12 protein-coding genes are annotated in these 22,548 nt (G+C 44.5%); 8 read left to right on the top strand and 4 right to left on the bottom strand.

The features are described 5' to 3' along the window. Positions 1–57 precede the first annotated feature (57 nt). A complete protein-coding gene (rsmA, locus tag C9991_RS14655) occupies positions 58–864 on the top strand; it encodes a 16S rRNA (adenine(1518)-N(6)/adenine(1519)-N(6))-dimethyltransferase RsmA (RefSeq protein WP_106813376.1) in 807 nt (268 codons plus the stop codon). 127 nt (positions 865–991) lie between these two features. Here the strand turns inward: rsmA and C9991_RS14650 are convergent, their stop codons facing one another. Further along, on the bottom strand, positions 992–1,891 hold the full coding sequence (locus tag C9991_RS14650) for a diaminopimelate dehydrogenase (protein WP_106813233.1): 900 nt from the start codon (positions 1,889–1,891) through the stop codon (positions 992–994). 869 nt (positions 1,892–2,760) lie between these two features. Beyond that, complete coding sequence (locus tag C9991_RS14645; protein ID WP_106813232.1) at positions 2,761–3,738, bottom strand: hypothetical protein; 978 nt, start codon at positions 3,736–3,738, stop codon at positions 2,761–2,763. A 265-nt stretch (positions 3,739–4,003) separates the two neighbouring features. Between C9991_RS14645 and C9991_RS14640 the strand changes: the two genes are divergently transcribed. The 5 genes from C9991_RS14640 to sov all read left to right on the top strand — a co-directional run bounded on the left by C9991_RS14640 (position 4,004) and on the right by sov (position 16,446). Continuing rightward, on the top strand, positions 4,004–5,008 hold the full coding sequence (locus C9991_RS14640; protein ID WP_106813231.1) for a calycin-like domain-containing protein: 1,005 nt from the start codon (positions 4,004–4,006) through the stop codon (positions 5,006–5,008). Positions 5,009–5,196: 188 nt separating this feature from the next. Further along, complete coding sequence (locus C9991_RS14635) at positions 5,197–5,988, top strand: HmuY family protein (RefSeq protein WP_232823362.1); 792 nt, start codon at positions 5,197–5,199, stop codon at positions 5,986–5,988. Positions 5,989–5,997: 9 nt separating this feature from the next. Continuing rightward, positions 5,998–7,989, top strand: coding sequence for a TonB-dependent receptor plug domain-containing protein (locus tag C9991_RS14630; protein WP_106813230.1), 1,992 nt, complete (start codon positions 5,998–6,000; stop codon positions 7,987–7,989). Positions 7,990–8,076: 87 nt separating this feature from the next. Next, the gene (gene ruvA, locus C9991_RS14625; RefSeq protein WP_106813229.1) at positions 8,077–8,691 is read left to right on the top strand and encodes a Holliday junction branch migration protein RuvA; all 615 of its coding nucleotides are present in this window, start codon (positions 8,077–8,079) and stop codon (positions 8,689–8,691) included. 159 nt (positions 8,692–8,850) lie between these two features. Beyond that, positions 8,851–16,446, top strand: a complete 7,596-nt coding sequence (sov, locus tag C9991_RS14620) for a T9SS outer membrane translocon Sov/SprA (protein WP_198643835.1) — start codon at positions 8,851–8,853, stop codon at positions 16,444–16,446. A 147-nt stretch (positions 16,447–16,593) separates the two neighbouring features. Here the strand turns inward: sov and C9991_RS14615 are convergent, their stop codons facing one another. Then, on the bottom strand, positions 16,594–17,028 hold the full coding sequence (locus tag C9991_RS14615) for a four helix bundle suffix domain-containing protein (RefSeq protein ID WP_232823361.1): 435 nt from the start codon (positions 17,026–17,028) through the stop codon (positions 16,594–16,596). 395 nt (positions 17,029–17,423) lie between these two features. Beyond that, entirely contained in the window at positions 17,424–19,013 is a 1,590-nt protein-coding gene (nadB, locus tag C9991_RS14610; RefSeq protein ID WP_106813228.1) for an L-aspartate oxidase, read from the bottom strand. 222 nt (positions 19,014–19,235) lie between these two features. On the opposite strand from nadB, the gene pheT reads away from it, so the two are divergent. Both pheT and C9991_RS14600 read left to right on the top strand, forming a co-directional pair. After that, complete coding sequence (pheT, locus tag C9991_RS14605; RefSeq protein ID WP_106813227.1) at positions 19,236–21,698, top strand: phenylalanine--tRNA ligase subunit beta; 2,463 nt, start codon at positions 19,236–19,238, stop codon at positions 21,696–21,698. An 84-nt stretch (positions 21,699–21,782) separates the two neighbouring features. After that, positions 21,783–22,520: a YebC/PmpR family DNA-binding transcriptional regulator gene (locus C9991_RS14600; protein WP_106813226.1), complete on the top strand. Its 738-nt coding sequence runs from the start codon at positions 21,783–21,785 to the stop codon at positions 22,518–22,520. The last annotated feature ends 28 nt before the right edge of the window (positions 22,521–22,548 follow it).

Here is a 22,548-nt window from a genome sequence, read left to right as displayed (position 1 = left end):
TCAGGAGTTTGGTGCTTCTGGCTCTTTTAATACTCAATTCATTAATATCAACGAATGATAAAATCCGTACGACCAAAGAAGAATCTTGGCCAACACTTCCTTACCGACCTTGGTATTGCCAAGGCCATTGCCGATACTGTTGACGCTTGTCCTGATATCCCTGTGCTTGAGATAGGACCTGGTATGGGTGTTATGACACAGTTTCTTGTTACAAAGCCACGACCAGTAAAGGCAGTGGAAATAGATAAGGAGTCGGTGGCTTACCTTAACGAGAAGTTCCCTAAGTTGCAAGAGAACATCATAGGTGAGGACTTTCTGCGTATGGACCTCAACGACATCTTTGAGGGTAAGCAGTTTGTGCTTACTGGCAATTATCCTTATGATATCTCATCGCAGATATTCTTCAAGATGCTCGACTATAAGGAGCTAATACCTTGCTGTACGGGTATGATACAACGAGAGGTTGCTTTGCGCATAGCATCGGCTCCTGGCAATAAGGCCTACGGTATATTGTCTGTGCTTATACAGGCTTGGTACGATGTAGAGTATCTGTTTACTGTAGACGAAACAGTATTCAATCCACCTCCAAAGGTAAAGAGTGCGGTTATACGTATGACACGCAACGAGGTTATGGACCTTGGATGTGACGAGCGATTGTTCAAGCGTGTTGTCAAGACTGTGTTCAATCAACGTCGCAAGATGTTGCGTGTGTCTTTGCGTCAGATTTTTGGTAGTTCAGCATCTGCCGATTTCTATGCACAGGACATAATGACAAAGCGTCCCGAACAGCTCTCTGTACAGCAGTTTGTTGAATTGACAAATATGGTGGACGAGGAGATGAAGCGTTGCGGACTAAAGCAGTAAAAGAATTATATTGCAAGGCCATAACAAAAACAAATGTATATGGCGATAAACATAAAAAAACATTTGGATGTTCAAACAGTAGCGAACATCCAAATGTTTTTTTTATGTTTATCGTCGTATTGTCTTATTATACCAAGTGAGCGATAAGCTCCTCGCGGTCACCCTCCAACATATCGATAACCGGAACCTCAACCATTGTGTAGCAACCAGGCTGCTGACGCATAGAAGCACGGGCTACATTAACAAGTACCTGACCAGTAAGAGCAGGGTTGTTGATGCTCATAGTAAACTCCATGCGCTGGTTCTGTGTCTTGCCGCTAACACCCTTGCGGATAAGATGAACACCATGACCCATATCGCGTACAGCATCTACCGATGGAACAGCAAATACATGAGTCTCGTCGTTGGCAAAGTAAGGGTCGGCCTTAATGGCAGCTGTAACGTCTTCAAGGTTGGCACCATCCTCAAGCTCAACGTATACCATACGGCGATGCAATCCCTCGCCCTTAGGAATAGTCATTGAAAGAGCATTCTTTACACCATCCTTAGAGCGTACACATACAGAGTGTCCCATAGACATACCCGGACCAAAGTTGGTGTAGCTCAAACCCTTAGGTGCCAAGCTCTGCATAAGAGTGCGCACGATAGAATCAGAACCCGGATCCCATCCAGCAGCAATAATGCTCACAGCCTTGTGTTCCTTGCATATAGGCATAAGTGTGGCGCGATAGTCTATAATAGATGTATGAATGTCGAAGCTGTCAACGGTGTTGATGCCGAGAGGCAGAATCTGCTTAGCATATTCCTCGCATGAGCGCGAAGGAGTAGCAAGGATGGCAACATCTACATCCTTCAGTTCGCGGATATCCTTTACCACGTCATACTGTGCAAGTTCGGCTGGCTTGTTGTCAGCACCATTACGGCGTACGATACCAGCAATTTCGAAGTCGTTGGCTGCTTCGAGAGCCTGGACAGCATACTGTCCGATGTTGCCGTAGCCCACTACGGCTGCTCTGATTTTCTTCATAGTCTTAATAATGTCTTATTTCTTTTATTGTTGTATCTGTATTCTTCTGTTACGTATGCGGCTTTAGGCTTTGTGTACGAAAAAGAAGAATTGGTTGTTCTTGGATGCAAAGTTACAGAAAAAGCGCAAAACCCAATACTATAACCTGCCATTTTTTTATTATGCCTTACAAGATTACCTACATATAAGTAGAATAATGCCCGATGTTTTGTTAAATTGTAAGGGTTTTTGAACGTAATGCTTACAAATCGTAGATGTTGATACGGGCAAGTACTCAAGTTGGTATTCTCAATCCTACAATATTGTTGTTGTGCTTGAAGTATATTGTTGTGTTCGAAGTATATTATTGTTGTGCTCTAAGTATATTAATTGAAAGTACAGTACCAGTTAGTTGGTACTGCAGTACCAGTTATATGAAACTGCAGTACCATACAATATAAACTGCAGTACCAGTTATATGGTACTGAAATAGGTACTGGGGTATTTGGGGGAGTAATATAGTTTAACGTTTAAAGCATACTATCATGCTTGCGAATTCAACATTCTTACCAAATTCATCCGCAACATGCCCTTTAATAGTCTTGTTTGCTGCAACACATGCTAAAGACATCAACTGGGAAACAATTAGAATAAATATAAATCTCCTCATATTCATAGCTTTACTTTAAAAACGAAGTTTGTAATACGGTAGCAAAGTTAACAAAGAATTCTGAGAAATTATTCTTGGATGTAATGTTTTTATTTGGCAATAGAAACTGCAACTAAAATACAATCACCCTAAATATTGTGTGAAACCTAAATTGGATTAATACAATATTTAGGGTGATTCGATATTGAGGTCGAACAACCTTCTTGTCGTATATCAGGCTTTATTGTTCTTTCGCCTCATGGTTGTCCTTGGCATTGTAAAGCCAGTAGCCAGCAACAAGCGCCACAAATACAACTAATACACCAACCATTTCTGCCACATGGTGCATAGGGTCAACCCAAATCTCCTTGAACATGCCATTGCGAGCCGCCACCTCAACAAATGTCCAGAACACAATAACTGTGGCATAAGCCATGCGTATGCTTCTGCCCCAATTGGCTATGCGCAACTGTTTCTTGAACATCAATGCCGAACCTATGAGGCATATAGCCGCAATGATGTAGGTAACGGGATGATGGTCGCCAAGGAACACAGGGTCGTAGCAGAACATAAGCAACAGATATAGGCCCCACATCATAATGTTCCATTCCATGAACATAACTATGCTTGGATGGTATGCCATTGGGCGCAACTCAACATTGTTGTTAATGCCGCAATGCTTTTGTATCCAATGTAGGAATAGGCAACCGTTGCGTGTGCAGAACAGATACAACACTACGAACATCATCCACATGCCAAACGTTGCAGGCATGATGAGGTATTCGGGACGCGAGCCTCGCAGCTCCTTTAGTTCGGCACGCGAGAAACTTTCGAGTGGAGAGCCATTGATAGTAAAGCTATGGTCTACAGCCACACCATTTACATATCTGCTAACAGTCTCCACAATGCCATTGCCCACAAGGTCGCAATGTACGCCATAGCGTTGGGCATAATAGGCAAGTAGAAATTCCACCCAACCTGTCCAGAATAGTACCGAGCCTGCAAGACCAAAACAAGTCTGTCGAGTGTCTCCCTTGACAAATACTCCCCATATGGTAATGACGAGTCCAAGGAATCCCATGGCAAATGCCGAATAGTGAAGTACTGTAGGAGCGAGATAGTGCTCCATAAGAATCATAAGCGCATGACCAAGAGGCATGAGGAGCAAGACGATGAGCAATGTGCCGATGGTCTTGCCAGGATATGTTTTAGTTTTCATATATCTAAGGATATGTATTTATTATAATATGTATATATAATATAATGTGTAAGTAGCTATTTAATGTATATATGCCTATTTGCGATTATAGCTGCAAAATTATATAAAAAGAAGAAATATGGCAATACCTAATAATGAGGATTGTGCGAAAAGTGGCAATATCATCATTTATGAGTATTGTGAGAGTTGCAAATTGTTGCGACCTTTGCAATCGCTAAAATATAAGTAAGGTATAATCCTTGAAAAAAGAAAAAATCAATAGAAAATGAAGAAAATCTTTACTCTCCTCGTTGCCGCTTTCTCGGCAACAACAATGATGGCTCAGATGCACGGCGCAATGAAGTTTGTTGGTGCCTCAACGATGCAAGTGTCTAATGTGAACCTCTCAAACGCAAGCGACACAATATCGTTTGTCATGAATAATATGACATCAGGCGATATAACCCTGCCCGAAATGAATGGTATGTCAACCATTCCATCGTTCACCATCAAGGGAGCTACATTCTCTATGGGGGCCAATCATGTGGTTGAGTTTGCCAACCAGCAGTTTACATCTACTGTTAAGGTGAATGGTGCCGAGAAGACAATTACCGGAACATCGCTCACTGGTACTTATAATATGGCCGACAACTCGTTCTCGCTTACAGCTGTGTTCAAGTTTGGCGCCATGCCTATGCCTATGACATACAACGTAAAGGGCTATTATGTAAATGGTGTATCGGGTGCTATCAGCGTAAATGTAGGCGGACAATTTAAATACGACAACTCAAGCGTTACGTACAGCGTGCGCAAGTATAAGGAGGATGATGTAGAGAAGCTTGATGTTGAGGTGCCTTACTACACACTCGATAATACCATTATGGGCAATCTTGGTTTGGGCAAGTATGTGGTAAAGGGACTTGTTTACGATGAGTCAAAGGGAGGCTTCTATCGCGACTATGCTAATGACGGACTATTGTTCCACTTTACAGCCGAGAAGGGTGGCACAAAGACAATGGATGCCGACTATACCTTCAATAGCGACAAGCCAAACAATATTCTTGTTAAGTACAACGGTTCAACAGTAGAGCAGATTGTAAATACATTCCAGATAGGTGCCATGCCTTTTGGTATTGTTTCTACTTTTGGCAACAGCGCTACAGGCATCAACGGTGTACATGTAGCCAACAAGCATAACGACGGCAAGATGTACAACCTTGCTGGTCAGCGTGTAGGCAATGACTATAAAGGCATTGTGATAGTAAACGGAAAGAAATATATTAAGAAATAAAGTCCCATTTCGCATGCCGTTTATTCGGCTATTGTCCCTCCCCGTAGGAGAGAGAGGAGTTGCATCTATTCCCTCTCACCTACGGGGAGGAGCAATAAAGCATATGGCTTTAAATTATCTAACTACTTTAAATACTTTAAATTCCACACTTCAGAAACTTAAGTAAGGGATAAATCAATTAGATATAAATGAACAATAATACATTTGCCCACGCTCTGTCTGCAACATTGGCTTGTCTCGGCATGTTTGTGCTGACTTCATGCACGGGAATATTTGACGATATATACGACGAGCCACAAAAGGAGTTGGTGCCAGCAAAGGGGCAGGTTGTTGTTGATGCTACAAGTTGGACCGATTGGTACTATATCGACCTAAAGCAACTGCAGCAACTAACAGAGGCAGGTGATGATGATGCCTTGCTTAAGGCACAAACCGAGCACGAGTCTTGGCCTATACCAATGACACTTACTGGCGAGAGCGATGGCCATTCGGGACAATATCTCTATTGGTTTGATGTGCTTGGTTCGGGTATTGAAAATAATGAGTTTAGATCTTATACACCATGCGACTCCCAGCCAGAACCAACCGAATGGACCTTTGCCGTACATCGCAACAACGTACGCACTAATGGCGGAGCTGTATTTAAGACACAGTATACGTCGATGGATCAGTTGCCCGAGTCGAGCGATGCATTCAAGAACGAAACGTTTGTTGAAGACGAATGGACAGAGAAGGAAGTGTGGGACAACAAAGACCAAATGCTCTTGGGACTCGTTCCGTCGCAAGGTATAAAGATTAATAAAGTGTTGTCGTCGTGGCTAAGCTTTAAGTTTAATATTCCGCCAGATTATATTCCCGACAGTCACGTCTTTGTTTTGCGTCTTAATGATGGCACTTATGCTGCGCTTCAGCTTGCCGACTATCTGTCGCCTGCAGGCAAGAAGTGCTGGTTGACAATTAATTACAAATATCCGTATTAATAGACACATATGGTCAAGAGATATTCTTTGCTCTTTATATCAGGTTGCTTGCCTCTACTTGCAACGGCACAAATACAGCACAGCGCAGTTGTAGTGGAAAGCCAAACCGACTCAATCTTCCGCCAATATGACTTGGATGAGATTGTTGTTACAGGCACACGCACACCTAAGTTTCTAAAGGACACCCCAATACAGACACGTGTCATAACATCTGCAGACATAGCCAAAATAGATGCAACCAACGTGCAAGACTTGCTTCAGCAGGAGTTGCCAGGTGTAGAATTCTCGTTCTCTATGAACCAGCAGACACATCTCAACTTCTCGGGATTTGGAGGTCAGAGCATACTGTTCCTTGTTGACGGCGAGCGTCTTGCAGGAGAGACAATGGACGATGTCGACTTTACGCGCCTGATGATGGACAATGTTGAGCGCATAGAGATAGTAAAGGGAGCTGCTTCGGCACTTTATGGCAGTAGCGCATCGGGTGGTGTTATAAACATCATCACAAAGAAAGCGTCGAAGCCATGGACGCTAAACCTTAACGGACGACTTGCCAAACATGGCGAGCAACGATATGGCGGAACATTTGGACTAAGCAGCAAGCATTGGAGCAACATGCTGTCGGCCAACTACAACACAACAGATAACTACACGGTAAATAGTGGACCCAATCCCGTTACGCGTGTTATATCTACCATCTATGGCGATAAAACCATAAACACACGCGAGCAACTGACGTGGAAACCTTCTACGGCATTGAGCTTTACCGGAAGAGCAGGCTACTTCTTTCGCGAGACAACTCGCACCGTAGGACAACCCGAACGCTATCGCGACTTTAGTGGCGGATTGAGAATGAATTGGACTATGTCGGCTTTCGACCAGTTGCGTGTAAACTATTCATTCGACCAATACGACAAGTCGAACTATCAAACCGTTCGTCGCTTGGACATTCGCTCGTACAGCAATGTGCAGAATACTGTGCGTGCATTGTATAGTCATGAGTTTGAGAGGGGAGATGTGTTGACCCTTGGTTCCGACTATATGCACGATTATCTATACAATAACAACCTTGATGGTTCTATACGCGAGCAAGACTGTTTTGACGTGTTTGCGCAATACGACTGGATGGTAAGCGACAAGGTAGAGCTTGTAGGAGCTTTGCGTTACGACTATTTCTCGGACGGAAGTCAGTCTAACCTTACACCAAAGCTTAATCTGCGCTATCGTCCAACAAGCCGTCTCACTCTGCGTGCCGGATATGGCATGGGCTTTCGGGCTCCAACACTTAAGGAGAAGTATTACAACTTTGATATGGTAGGCATATGGATTGTGGAGGGTAACAAGGACCTTAAGTCGGAATTGAGTCACAACTTCAACCTCTCGGCCGAATATATCCATGGTCATTACGACTTTACTGCATCTGTCTACTACAATCTTGTGCACAACAAACTTGCCACTGCTGCGCCTTACTTCAAGACAGCTACTGACAAGCTGCCTTATCTTCCATATGCCAATCTCGACAATTATAGTGTGTGTGGAGGCGAGATAGGAGCACAGGCACGTTGGGACAATGGATTATCGGCACGTATAACATATGCTTACACAAAAGAACATTTGCCCAAGGACAAGGAGGGTAATACTATAAACAACCAGTATATTCCGTCAAGAGAGCATGCGCTCAATGTGCGTGCCGACTACGACCATCGATTCTCAAAGAACTATGCCTTGAGTCTGGGTATCAACGGTCGTGTGATGTCAGGCACAAGCAATGTGGAGTATAAGAACTACTACGATGTGAGCGAGGGCACAATAAAGGTAGACTATCCCGCTTATACTATGTGGAAGCTGTCGGCTACACACAATATCGGCAAAGCAATAAAGTTGACAACAGCATTGGACAATCTCTTCAATTATCGTCCAAAGTATTATTATCTTAATTGCCCATTGACCGATGGTATCAACTTTCAGGTAGGCGTGTCGATAGACATAGACAAGTTCTAATTTTTCTTTTTTTTCTACAATAATAGCCTCATTGGTGCGTTATAAATAATGTAATATTACAACAATACATTATTAGATAACGCACCAATGATTGATTATATAAAAGGCGAACTGGCAGAGCTTACTCCAGTTCAGGCAGTGGTAGAGGCATACGGCGTAGGTTATGCCATGAACATATCCCTAAATACTTACGAGGCAATACAGGGCAAGAAAGACGTAAAGCTGTATGTACACGAGAGTCTTGTAACAGGTGGTCGCGACGACAGTTACACCTTTTTCGGATTTGCCTCAAAGCAAGAGCGCGACCTTTATCGATTGCTTATAACCGTATCGGGTGTAGGTGCCAATACAGCACGTATGATTCTTTCTTCGGCTTCTCCAGCTGAGCTTGCCAATGCCATATCTACAGGCAACGAGCGTCTGCTTAAGGGTGTAAAGGGCATTGGACTGAAGACGGCACAGCGTATCATCGTTGACCTTAAGGACAAGATACTGTCACTTGGTATAGCACAAGAAGTGTCGGCAGGTACAGCTGCGGGTTCTACTATCCCAGTTGATGTGCGCGACGAGGCAGTTGCAGCACTTACAATGCTTGGCTTCTCGCCAGCTCCTACAGCCAAGGTAGTAACAGCCATACTTACAGACGACGCATCGCTTACGGTAGAGCAAGTGGTTAAGTTGGCGCTTAAGCAGATAAAGTAGGGGCGCTTACACAATAATATATATACAAATACGTTATAATATAAGTAATTGTATACGAACAATAGCGTCAGTAAAGGATTGATGAATTTGCTTAAAAAGATATATAAAACATTTCTTAATTTACATATCCGTGTCTTTTCGGCTCGTGCTTTTGTCGTCATGCTTGTCATGTCGACCATAGTTGCGTATGCCATGAAACAGACACCTCTGCGTAATGCGCAACAACGAAGACGTGCGGCAATAGAGCAACGTAATGCTGCCAATGCTGCACAGAAACAAACCGATAACAATAAAAACAGCAAGGATTCGCTTGCTATCATAGCGCAACCGTTGCTGGCAGATGACGACTCCATACCCGATTCGCTTTTACATCCACGTTGGCAGATACAACGCACGTTGCCAATAACACTCGACGACCTGTCTCAGGGCGCCGCCGACCTTAAACGTCCAGACAATCTTAAGCAGCAAGTAGAATACAACGACTCTATCGACCGATATATTATTGGCTCAAAGATATCCGACACTTATATCAATGCTCCGGTAATGATGACGGCACAGGAGTATATGAAGTGGAGCGAGCGTAAGCTAATGCAAGACTTCTTCCGCAAGAAGAACGACGAGATTTACCAAGCCAAAGGCAAGGAGAAGTTCGACTTTACTGATATGCACTTCGACCTTGGTCCGGCCGAGAAGATATTTGGTCCTGGTGGTGTGCGCATTAAGACTCAGGGTACTGCCGAGCTTAAGTTTGGCGCGACAATGAAGAATATTGACAATCCTTCTTTGCCCGTGCGCAACCGCAAGACAACTACAATGGACTTTGACGAGAAGGTTAACCTAAACCTCAACGGACGTGTTGGCGATAAGGTTAACCTTAACCTCAATTATAATACCGATGCAACCTTCGACTTCGACGCACAGAGCCTTAAACTTAAGTACGACGGTAAGGAAGACGAGATTGTAAAGCTTGTAGAAGCAGGCAATGTGTCGTTTCCTTCAAACTCGTCGTTGATAAAGGGAGCATCGTCACTATTTGGATTGCGTACCGACTTGCAGTTTGGCAAGCTTAAGTTGCAGCTTGTTGCATCACAGAAGAAGTCGTCTACCAAGAGCGTATCGTCTAAGGGTGGCAAACAGTTTACCCCATTTGAGATTGATGCCGCTAATTATGAGGACAACCGACACTTCTTCTTGGCACAGTATTTTCACGATCGTTACGACGATTGGATGCGGTCGTTGCCAAACCTTACATCAGGAATTAAGATTAACCGTGTTGAAATATGGGTTACCAACAAGACTGGAACAACCGCTAACACACGTAACATAATCGCCCTTACCGACTTGGGCGAGAACCGCACCGTGTCCAATCAAGCATGGGGTTTGACCGGACAGCCTGTACCATCTAATGCAGCCAACTCAGAGTACTCGTCAATGACATCGCAGTATGTAGCTGCACGTAATATTGACGAGACATCAACTGTGTTCGATGGAATACCCGGATTTCATGGCGGTAGCGACTATGAGAAACTCGAGAAGGCAAGATTGCTCAATTCGTCTGAGTATACGGTCAACACCTCACTTGGATATGTATCGCTTAAGACACAGTTGCAAACCGACCAGGTGCTTGCCGTAGCTTACGAGTATACATATGGCGGTGTAACCTATCAGGTGGGCGAGTTTGCCAGCGATGTTACCGATGCTTCGCAAGCCATCTTTGTTAAGTCGCTTAAGAACACGTCAAACAATCCGCAGCAAGGCAATTGGGGCTTAATGATGAAGAATGTATATTACTTGGCCTCGTCGGTTGAGAAGGAGAAATTCCGTCTCGACGTTAAGTTCCAAAGCGATACAGCAGGCGTATATCTTACATACATCCCAGAACCACAGGTCAAGGACCAGACAATTATAAAGGTTCTTGGTGCCGACCGACTGGATAACAACAGCAAGGCTCATCCTAATGGATACTTCGACTATGTAGAGGGTTATACGGTTTCTAACGGTCGTGTGTTCTTCCCCGTTGCCGAACCATTCGGCAAGTATATGTACAACTATCTTGTGGGTAGGGGAGTTGCTGCCGATCAAGCAACAAAATATGCCTTTACCGAATTGTACGACTCTACCAAGACTGTTGCAAAACAGATAGCCGAGAAGGACAAGTATGTGCTTATGGGCCAGTTCCGCGGTACTTCTGCCAACGTAATATCTACTGGAGCCTACAACATTCCGCAAGGTTCGGTGGTGGTAACTGCAGGTGGTATAACACTTGCCGAGGGTACCGACTATTCTGTAGATTATTCAGGTGGCGAGGTTACTATCCTTAACCAGAGCATTATCGATGCAGGAACACAGGTCAATGTGTCGCTTGAGAGCAATACAGATTATGCCCAACAGCGCAAGACAATGTTTGGCGTGAACTGGGAATACGACTTCTCGAAGGATTTTCAATTGTCGGGTACATTGCAGCATCTGTCTGAACAGGCCCTTACAAACAAAGTGAATATGGGCAGCGAACCGCTGAACAATACACTTTGGGGTCTTAACATCAACTGGAAGAAGGAGAGTCAATGGCTTACAAATATGCTCGACAAGTTGCCGTTCTTGCACCTTACACAGCCTTCGCAGATATCATTCACGGGCGAGTTTGCCCAGCTTATAGCCGGACAAAGTAGTGGCACGCAGGACAATGCATCGTATATAGACGACTTTGAGGAAGCCAAGAACACAATAGATGTAAGCACTCCTACATCTTGGATATTGTCATCTGTGCCGTCGATGTTCCCCGAATCGTCCGACAAAAGCACGTTACGATCAGGCTTTAACCGCTCAAGAATGGCGTGGTATTATATCGATCCTTTGTTCACACGACGCTCTTCATCGCTAACTCCTGGTCATATAAAGAGCGATTTAGACCAGCTTAGCAATCATTATGTGCGCGAGATATACGTAAGCGAGCTGTTCCCAAACCGCGACCAAAGCGCATACAACGGCTCTACATCGACAATCAATGTGCTCAACCTTGCTTATTATCCTAACGAGCGAGGCCCGTACAACTTCAACCCAGACCTCAATGCAGACGGTACACTTAACAATCCGCAGCAACATTGGGGTGGTATGATGCGCAAACTTGATACCAACGACTTTGAGGCTGCAAACATAGAGTATGTTGAGTTTTGGATGCTCGACCCATTTATATATACTCGTCAGCAAGGACAGGCATCCGATTATGGTGGCGATTTCTATATCAACCTTGGCGAAATGAGCGAGGATATATTACGCGATGGCAAGAAGTTCTACGAGAGTGGAATGCCTGTTGATGGCTCAACCAATTTCACCACAACCCAATGGGGTAAGGTGCCCAACCAAGCAACTGTAACTTATGCCTTTGCAACAACCAAGGGAGCACGTGCTTTGCAAGATGTGGGTTTCAACGGACTTAATGATGAGGAAGAACAGAAGTGGGAGTCGTATCAGGACTTCTTGACCGAGATACAAGGCAAGGTGAGTCCTGCTGTATGGGATTCGATATGGGCAGACCCGGCTGGCGATAACTATCACTATTTCCGTGGCTCTGATTATGATCGTATGCAAGCTCCTATTCTGCGTCGATATAAGTATATTAATAATCCTCAGGGCAACTCGCCAGACAGCGATTCGCGTACCGAGAGCTACGACACATCGTATAAGTCAACTCCAGATGTGGAGGATATCAACCAGGACTATACTCTTAACGAGTATGAAAAATACTTCCAGTATCGTGTGTCTATTCGTCCCGAAGACCTTGAGGTGGGCAAGAACTATATTGTAGACAAGCGCACCACAACCCGTCCTTTGCGTAATGGCAACAAGGAGACGGTAGACTGGTATCAGTTCCGTATACCATTGACCGAGTATGAGAAGAAGGTGGGTTCTATCAACGACCTTACATCTGTGCGCTTTATGCGTATGTTTATGACAGGCTTCAAGCATCCAATTGTGCTGCGTTTTGCAACACTCGACCTTGTTAGAGGCACATGGCGTGTATATCAGCAGAATCTTGACAATTCTGCCAATACATCAGGTAGACTGTCTGTCAGCGCTGTTAATATTGAAGAGAACAACGACAAGATGCCGGTTAACTATATCTTGCCTCCTGGTATAAACCGTGGTCAAGATCCTACTCAGCCGCAGCTTGTAGAGAACAATGAGCAAGCTCTTGCCCTTACGGTAAACACGCTTGGTTCGGGAGAAGCCAAGGCTGTATATAAGAACACGTCGCTTGACCTTCGACAGTATAAGCGTATGCAGATGTTTGTGCATGCCAACTCGTTTGAGCAGAACACAACAAATCTTGAGGATGGACAGCTTTCGGTATTCATCCGATTGGGTTCCGACTATAAGAGCAACTACTACGAGTATGAGATTCCTCTTAAGCTAACACCGCATAGCAACCAATACAGCCGCTATTCGGCTGAGGCTGCATGGGCGGTATGGCCTAAGGACAATATGCTCGATATTCCGTTGTCGCTCTTTACCGGATTGAAGAAAGAACGCAACAAGGCTAAGGCTATAGGACAGGCTTCGTATAATAGGGCTTACTCGGCCTACGACTCTGACAATCCTAAGAATCGCATCACGGTTATGGGTAATCCTACATTGGGTGAGGTTAAGACGTTGGTTATTGGTATACGCAATAACTCTGGTCAGGAGAAGAGTGGCGAGGTATGGGTAAACGAGCTGCGACTTAAGGAGTTTAACAATTCTGGGGGTTGGGCTGCACAAGGCAACTTCAATGTTCAGCTATCAGACCTTGGCTCGTTTAATGCTCAAGGACGATATACATCGTCAGGATTCGGCGGACTGGAAGAAGGTGTAGCCGAACGTAGTACAGACGATCAGTCTAACTATACTGTTACTGCAAATATCGACCTTGGTAAGTTCTTCCCGGACAAGGCTAAGGTTAGTGCGCCATTGTACTACTCGGTGACAAAGGAGAAGACATCGCCTAAGTATAATCCACTTGATACCGATATGGAATTGAAGGATGCTCTTGACGCGGCTGGGTCACGACAAGAGCGCGACTCAATAGAGAATATAGCCGTTACAAAGGTAACGCAGACCAACTTCTCGTTGTCTAACGTTCGTGTTGGAATACAGAACAAGCGTCATCCTATGCCATACGATCCAGCCAACTTCTCGTTCTCGTATTCGCATAGCCACTCTTACACAACGGGTGAGACTACGGTATATGAACGTGAGGACAACTGGCGTGGTGCACTCAACTACTCATGGACTCCGGTATACAAACCGTATGAACCATTCAAGAAGATAAAATCGAAGTCGAAATGGCTTGACTTGCCAAAGAGGTTCGCCTTGAATTGGTTGCCGCAGAATGTGGGCTTTAATACGGAGATAACTCGCAACTATTACGAATTGCAAGAGCGTGATATGGAATCGACGGAGAATCAGAATCTGCCGTTGACATTCTCGTCACAGTTCTTGTGGAATCGTGAGTTCAACTTGCGTTGGGATTTAACGAAAAATCTGCATATGAACTTCCAGAGTGCAACCAATGCCGAGATTGAGGAACCTTATGTACCTGTTAACAAGGACCTTTATCCTGACCAGTATTCGGTTTGGAAGGATTCTGTGTGGACATCAATAAAGCATATGGGTACACCGCTTAACTACAATCAGTCGTTCCAAGCATCTTATAAGTTGCCTATCAACTTGCTGCCAGTATTCGACTGGATAACATCTGATGCGTCGTACAATGCAACCTACAATTGGGTGAGAGGTACCGACCTTGAAGATGGAACATCGCTTGGCAATACTATTGCCAACAACCGCCAGATAAATATCAACGGACAGTTTAATCTTGAGAAGTTGTACAACCATGTGCCGTTCCTTAAGAAAACTAACGAACGATTCAAGAAGAACAACTCGGTGAAACCTAAGGCAACATCGCTGAAAACAAATTTGCGTAACAACAAAAAGAAAAAGGATGGCGGCAAGAACAAGCCAGGAGATAGGGATGAACAATTGCGCAGTAAGTTGCCAAAGAACAAGCGTGCCTTTGAGAAGGAGATAACACTTATGCCGGACACTACGATAAAGGTGGTGCACAGCAAGAAGACACGCCGCATCATTGTATCGGCAAAGACTCAGGACGGACATGCGTTTAAGTTGAAGTATCGCCGAATGGACGATAACAGTATACGTATATTAAATAAGGTGGACTCGGCAACAAAGATAAAGGTATCTGTTATTGCCAAGCAGCCGCTTGATGAACAGAGCTGGTATCGTACCGCACAATCGGTGGCACGTGTGTTGATGATGGTTCGCAATGTAAGTGTAAGCTATCGCAACCAATATGCAATGTCGTTGCCTGGCTTTAAGCCTATGATAGGCAATGCTTTTGGACAGGGACATGGTATGGGAGCAATGTCGCCAGGTCTTGATTTTGCCTTTGGTTTCATTGGTGATAGTTATATCGACAAGGCACGTGAGAATGGTTGGCTTATGATGAGCGACTCTTTGGCAACGCCGGCAACAACCAATAAGACAGAGGACTTGCAGCTTAAGGCAACGTTGGAGCCTGTTCGTAACTTGAAGATAGATCTTAATGCATCGCGCACAATGACAACAGCGCGTTCAGTACAATATATGTACGAGGGTAATCCTACAACGCAGAGCGGTACGTTTACAATGACAACACTATCGCTTCGTAGTGCGTTTGAGGGTTCTGGCAATGCCAATAACGGATATCATTCGGCTTCGTTCGAGCGTTTCTGCAATTCGCTTGAGGGATATCGTCAACGTGTTGAGGCTAAGTATGCGGGTGCAGTATATCCTGCAGGAACATCGCTTGCAGGCAAACCATTTAATGCAGAGAACGGTGGTGTAAACAAGTATAGCGCTGACGTAATGGTGCCTGCCTTCCTTGCTGCATATACCAATATGGGTGATGGAGGCTTGTCGCTGTTCCCGTCGCTGTCTAAACTGTTGCCCAACTGGACTATCAAATACAGTGGATTGTCTAAGTTGCCGTGGTTTAGAGATGTGTTCAAGAGTGTAAACATCAACCACTCGTACAAGAGTATATATGCTGTGGGCTCGTACTCGTCGTATAGTACGTATATGGAGTATATGAATGGACTTGGTTTTATAACCGATGCTACAAGCGGAGCGCCAATACCAAACTCGATGTACAATGTCTCGACGGTGAGCATCAATGAGGCATTCTCGCCATTGCTTGGTGTAGATGTAACGTTGAATAATAACATGACAATTAAGGCCGAGTATCGTACAACGCGTGTGTTGAGTCTTAGTATGACTTCGGTACAGATTAACGAGTCTTCTTCGCACGACTGGGTTATTGGTGCAGGTTATACGCTTAACAACTTCAATTTATTTGGAGGTGGTCGTAATAGGCATCGTCAGGTTAAGTCAAGACAGAAGGGTGGAGCAAAGGGTGACTCTAACTCTTCATCGCGCCGCTCAACGGGTGGTGTTAATAATGATTTGAAGTTAAGGCTTGATCTTAGTGTACGCAAGCAAGCTGCTATAAGCCGCGATATTGCCACAATGACATCATCGGCAAATAGCGGCAATACAGCGTTTAAGCTGTCTTTCTCTGCCGACTATACGTTGTCAAGAATGCTTACTATGAGCTTCTACTACGATAGACAAACTAATACACCGTTGCTGTCGTCAAGCTCATATCCAACGACAACACAGGACTTTGGATTGAGTATGAAGTTCTCGTTGACAAGATAGAGAATATATAGGGCTAGTAGTTCTAGAATTACTAGAATAACTAGAATTACTAGAATAACTAGAATTACTAGAATAACTAGTCTTAATAGAATAACTAGTACTACTAGAATTACTAGCCTCTCTATTCTCTCTCAATACCCATCTCCATCATCCTTCTCCTTCTCCTAGTTTTTCCTTAAGCCTCTTAATCTCTTCTTGCTGCGAGTAGTATGCCTTTAGGGCGCGCTGCTTAAGGTCGTTGTATGCAGCTTTCCACTTTTCGGCTTCGGTGCTGGCTTCTTTAAGTGCTTGTTCAAGCCTTGAACATTCGGCTTCGAGTTGCTTGAGCTTTTCGTCCTGCTTCTGCCGATATCCGGTGCGAGCCTTGTGCATACGCTCTTTAATACCGCCTTCGGTAATAAACTCACGCTCTAATGTCTTAAGAAACGACATCATCATCTTGTCTATGAAGTGGCAGAGTGTAAGAGCATAGTTGCACATCTGCTCATCGGTCCATTGTAGGAAATAAGGATCATAATCTATAAGCTTATTGTGCCAACGGCAATAGTCAACCATAACATTATATCTGCTATCACCAGGCATATACATTTGGAGATGGCGCGACTTTAGGTAATCCTGCCTGTATAATTTGGTCGCGTGTTCGGTCTTTATATAGATGAATAAACCTATTGCAAAACGCAAACGATAGCTGATATATAACATCCGACTTCTGGTAAAAATACAATTCGTCCCACTTGTATTGTTTGCCGAAGATGCTTTGATTATTACCTTTGGCATCTTTGTTGTCTGTATTGTTAGTGATGTCTGTCATAAAGGAAAATTAGGTTAATGGTTTAACAAGGGCAAATATAAGCAAAATAATTGATACAAAAAAACAAGCAAACAAGAAGTAAATGGATTAAGACCTATTGCTTCTTGTTTGCTTGTATTGAATATAGCCAAAGCAACCTTACTTCTTGTTTGCTTTAGCTCGTTTCTTACTTCTTGTCGTAAGCATGTAATGGATAGTCGGTGGTGTAGTGGAGACCACGACATTCCTTACGCTCAATGGCCTGGCGTGTTATGAGATAGCCCACGTTAATCATATTGCGAAGTTCGCAGATGTCACGACTTGCCTTTACGCGCTTAAATAGAGCTTCAGTCTCCTCGTACAGCAAGTCAAGACGGTCCCATGCACGTTTGAGTCGAAGGTCGCTTCGAACAATCCCCACATAGTTAGACATAATCTCGCCAACCTCCTTAACACTTTGTGTTATTAGTACCTGTTCCTCGTTAGTCATTGTACCTTCATCGTTCCACTCAGGTACCTTTTCGTTGAAGTCGTAATCATCAACGTGTGCCAACGAGTGCTTGGCTGCTGCATCTGCATATACCACAGCCTCAATAAGTGAATTGCTTGCAAGACGGTTGCCACCATGCAGACCAGTGCAAGAACATTCGCCAATAGCATAAAGACGCTCAATAGACGACTGTCCGTTAAGGTCTACCTTAATACCGCCACACATATAGTGGGCTGCTGGGCGAACAGGGATATAGTCGGTAGTTATATCTATGCCAATCGACTTGCACTTGTGATAGATATTCGGGAAATGTTTCTTTGTCTCTTCAGGATTCTTATGTGTAACATCGAGACAAACATGATCAATACCATGAATCTTCATCTCCTTGTCAATTGCACGTGCCACGATATCACGTGGAGCCAACGATAAGCGTTCGTCGTACTTCTCCATAAACGACTCGCCGTTAGGCAAGCGCAGTATGCCGCCATATCCACGCATAGCCTCTGTAATAAGGAATGCAGGATGAGTTTCGCCTGGATGATAAAGAGCTGTTGGATGGAATTGTACAAACTCCATATCCTTAACAGTGCCCTTGGCACGATATACCATAGCCTCGCCATCGCCGGTGGCAATAACAGGATTTGTAGTAGTTTGGTATACAGCACCGCAACCTCCAGTACACATCAGCGTAACCTTACTAAGATATGTGTCCACCTTCTCGGTTTCAGGATTAAGCACGTATGCGCCATAGCAGTTGATATACGGAGTACGGCGAGTTACGCGTGCGCCAAGATGATGCTGAGTGATAATCTCCACAGCAAAGTGGTTCTCCTTAATGTCAATGTCTGGACAAGCACGAACAGCAGCCATAAGTCCACGTTGAATCTCGGCACCAGTGTCATCTGCATGGTGCAGAATACGGAATTCAGAGTGTCCTCCTTCGCGATGAAGGTCAAACTCACCATCTTCTTTACGGTCGAAGTTGACACCCCATTTTACAAGCTCTTTAATCTGTTCAGGGGCATTGCGTACAACTTGCTCAACGGCACGACGGTCGCTGATAAAGTCACCGGCAATCATAGTATCCTCTATATGCTTGTCGAAATTGTCAACTACAAGATTAGTAACTGAGGCTACGCCACCTTGGGCAAACGATGTGTTTGCCTCATCAAGCGAAGTCTTGCAAATCAAGCACACCTTACCTTTGTGTGCGCGAGCTACCTTCAGGGCGTAGCTCATGCCGGCAACACCGGCGCCGATAATCAGAAAGTCGTATTTGAAAACCATCTTTTCTGTTTTTTTCTTAGACGATGCAAATTTAGAGAAAAAAATGAAGACATTGCATAGTTTCGTTCACTTTTTTATTGCTTTCCCATAATTCCCTATAATAATGTCTATCATATATACTATATAATAAGGTGTATATATAATATTTTCAGTATTTTTTGTCTACTTACTTAAAAATTTGTACTTTTGCACCAAATTTGAGTATACTTAAAAATCATTATAATGGAGATTTCATATAAATGGCTTAAGGAGTATGTTGATTTCGACCTTACTCCCCAAGAAACAGCCGACGCGCTGACTTCTTGCGGACTTGAAGTTGACGCTCTTGAAGAAGTACAGACCATTAAGGGTGGACTGAAGGGACTGTACGTGGGCAAGGTATTGACTTGCGAGATGCACCCTAATTCAGACCACTTGCATATAACAACCGTTGACTTAGGCAAGGGCGAACCACAGCAGATAGTATGTGGCGCACCAAATGTTGCTGCTGGTCAGAAGGTTATAGTTGCCGATCTTGGTTGCGTGCTATACGACGGCGACAAGGAATTTGTTATCAAGAAGTCTAAGTTGCGTGGTGTTGAGTCGAACGGTATGATTTGTGCCGAAGACGAGATAGGTGTAGGAACAAGTCACGATGGTATAATCGTATTGCCAGAAGACGCACCCGTAGGACAGCCTGCAGCAGAATATTATCATTTGGAAAGCGACTGGGTTATCGAGATTGATATCACAGCCAACCGTTCGGATGCGCTAAGCCACTGGGGTGTAGCGCGCGACCTATATGCTTGGCTCAAGCGCAATGGACATAATACATCGCTTCATCGTCCCGACTGCTCTGAGTTTACAGTCGACAATACCAACCTTCCTATCGATGTTGAGATTGAGAACACCGAGGCTTGCAAGCGTTATGCTTGCGTTAGCATTACTGGTTGCGAGGTTAAGGAGAGTCCGGAGTGGTTGCAAGACAAGCTCAAGGTTATTGGCTTGCGTCCTATCAACAACATTGTCGACATCACCAACTATGTGATGATGGCATACGGTCAGCCTATGCATTGCTTCGATGCAGATATGGTTAAGGGCAACAAGATAGTAGTGCGCACTCAGCCAGAAGGTACAAAGTTTGTGACACTTGACGGTGAGGAACACACTCTTGGCGAGCATGACCTTAGTATTTGTAATGCTGAAGAGCCAATGTGTATTGCCGGTATATTCGGCGGCAAGGGTTCTGGTACATACGATACTACAACCAACGTGGTACTTGAGAGTGCATATTTCCATCCTACATGGATTCGTAAGAGTGCACGTCGTCATGGACTTAGTACCGACGCAAGCTATCGTTTCGAGCGTGGTATCGACCCTAACGGCATAATATATGCATTGAAGCAGGCTGCTATCCTGTGCAAGCAGTTGGCAGGTGGCAAGGTTAGCATGGAGATAAAGGATGTTTATCCAACACCGATTGCCGACGCACGTGTACAGCTCGACTATGAGTATGTAGACCGTCTTATTGGCAAGAAGATTGGCAATGATATGATACGCTCAATTGTTGAGAGTCTTGATATGAAGGTGATTTCGGAGACAGATACTGGCTTGGAGCTTGATGTGCCAGCTTATCGTGTAGATGTACAGCGTCCATGCGATGTGGTAGAGGATATCCTCCGTATCTACGGATATAATAATGTGGAGATACCTACACAGCTTAAGAGTTCGCTCACCATTCTTGGCGACGAAGACAAGGCATACCATCATCAGAATGTCATCAGCGAACAACTTGTTGGTTGTGGATTCCGCGAGATCTTGAACAATTCGCTTACTAAGACAGCCTACTATACAGAGCTTAACCACTACACAGAGGATACAACAGTAAAGGTGATGAATCCTCTAAGCTCCGACCTTGGCGTAATGCGTCAGACCTTGCTCTTCGGCGGATTGGAGAGCGTATGTCGTAACGTAAACCACAAGATGCCTAATCTACGCTTCTTCGAATTTGGCAATTGCTACCACTTCTCACCTGAGAAGAATAACGACGAGGACCCTATAAAGGCATATACAGAGGAAATGCACCTTGGTATGTGGCTCACAGGCAAGCGTGTCGAAGGTTCGTGGGCACACGCCGACGAGCAGTCTAATTTCTACGAGCTCAAGGCATACGTTATGAACATATTCACTCGTCTGGGTGTTAACCCTGGCATTGTAGTAGCCGAGAAGTCGGACAACAACGTCTTTGGTAAGGCTCTCGCCTTGAAGGCTCGCAGTGGTAAGTTGCTTTGTGAGATGGGTACCGTAAGCCACAAGCTTCTTAAGAAGATGGACATTGACCAAGATGTGTTCTATGCCGACATCAATTGGAACAACATCATGCGTGCCATCAAGAAGAACGAAACCTTGTATCACGACATCAGCAAGTTCCCGTCTGTAAGTCGCGACCTTGCCTTGCTTATCGACAAGAGCGTAGAGTTTGAGCAGATAGAGCAGATAGCTCGCCAGACCGAGAAAAAACTTCTCAAGAGTGTTGAGCTGTTCGATGTATACGAGGGCAAGAATCTTCCGGAGGGCAAGAAGAGCTACGCTGTAAACTTTATCTTGCAGGACGAGACCAAGACTCTAAATGACAAGCAAATTGAGGCCATTATGACCAAGCTCATCAATAACCTCAAGCAGAAGTTGGGCGCAGAGTTGCGTTAATGTCAATCTGTAATTGCCGAACATAATAATGGTGCAAAACCAGAATAAATTCAAAATATTAAATAAGAAATATTAATAACAAAAATGGGAAGAGCATTTGAGTATCGTAAAGCTACAAAGCTGAAGCGTTGGGGCCACATGGCTAAGACATTCACCCGTCTGGGCAAGCAGATTGCTATTGCTGTTAAGGCTGGCGGTCCAGAACCAGAAAACAACCCTTCATTGCGTTCTATCATCGCTACATGTAAACGCGAGAACATGCCGAAGGACAACATCGAGCGTGCAATCAAGAACGCTATGGGCAAGGATCAGAGCGAGTATAAGGAAGTAACCTACGAGGGATATGGCCCTCACGGTATCGCTATCTTCGTTGACACACTTACCGACAACACCACACGTACAGTAGGCGATGTACGCTCGGTATTCAACAAGTTCAACGGTACACTTGGTACAACAGGCTCGCTGTCTTACCTCTTCGACCACAAGTGTGTATTTACATTCAAGAAGAAGGACGGCATCGATATGGAAGAGCTTATCCTTGAGCTTATCGACTTCAATGTAGAAGACGAGTTTGACGAGGATGAGGAAGAGGGAACAATCACAATCTACGGCGACGACGTTAAGGCGTATGCTCAGATTCAGAAGTTCCTTGAGGACCAGGGCTTCGAGGATATCGGTGGCGAGTTTACTTATGTTCCTAACGATTTGAAGGATGTTGACGCCGACCAGCGTGCTACTATCGACAAGATGGTAGAGCGTCTTGAGGAGTTTGACGATGTTCAGAACGTATATACCAACATGAAGCCTGAGGAGGGCGAGTAAATAATAAATAACCAAAGCCCCACCTCCT

Origin of the sequence: Prevotella merdae (assembly GCF_900290275.1) — a bacterium.
Lineage (GTDB): Bacteria > Bacteroidota > Bacteroidia > Bacteroidales > Bacteroidaceae > Prevotella > Prevotella merdae.
This window is presented reverse-complemented; position numbering and strand designations above follow the sequence as displayed.

Coding starts and splice junctions, on each gene's coding strand:
- C9991_RS14645 (WP_106813232.1), bottom strand. CDS start 3,738: ATGAAAACTAAAACATATCCTGGCAAGACCATCGGCACATTGCTCATC.
- C9991_RS14600 (WP_106813226.1), top strand. CDS start 21,783: ATGGGAAGAGCATTTGAGTATCGTAAAGCTACAAAGCTGAAGCGTTGG.
- nadB (WP_106813228.1), bottom strand. CDS start 19,013: ATGGTTTTCAAATACGACTTTCTGATTATCGGCGCCGGTGTTGCCGGC.
- C9991_RS14650 (WP_106813233.1), bottom strand. CDS start 1,891: ATGAAGAAAATCAGAGCAGCCGTAGTGGGCTACGGCAACATCGGACAG.
- C9991_RS14615 (WP_232823361.1), bottom strand. CDS start 17,028: ATGCCTGGTGATAGCAGATATAATGTTATGGTTGACTATTGCCGTTGG.
- ruvA (WP_106813229.1), top strand. CDS start 8,077: ATGATTGATTATATAAAAGGCGAACTGGCAGAGCTTACTCCAGTTCAG.
- sov (WP_198643835.1), top strand. CDS start 8,851: ATGCTTGTCATGTCGACCATAGTTGCGTATGCCATGAAACAGACACCT.
- C9991_RS14635 (WP_232823362.1), top strand. CDS start 5,197: ATGAACAATAATACATTTGCCCACGCTCTGTCTGCAACATTGGCTTGT.
- pheT (WP_106813227.1), top strand. CDS start 19,236: ATGGAGATTTCATATAAATGGCTTAAGGAGTATGTTGATTTCGACCTT.
- C9991_RS14630 (WP_106813230.1), top strand. CDS start 5,998: ATGGTCAAGAGATATTCTTTGCTCTTTATATCAGGTTGCTTGCCTCTA.
- C9991_RS14640 (WP_106813231.1), top strand. CDS start 4,004: ATGAAGAAAATCTTTACTCTCCTCGTTGCCGCTTTCTCGGCAACAACA.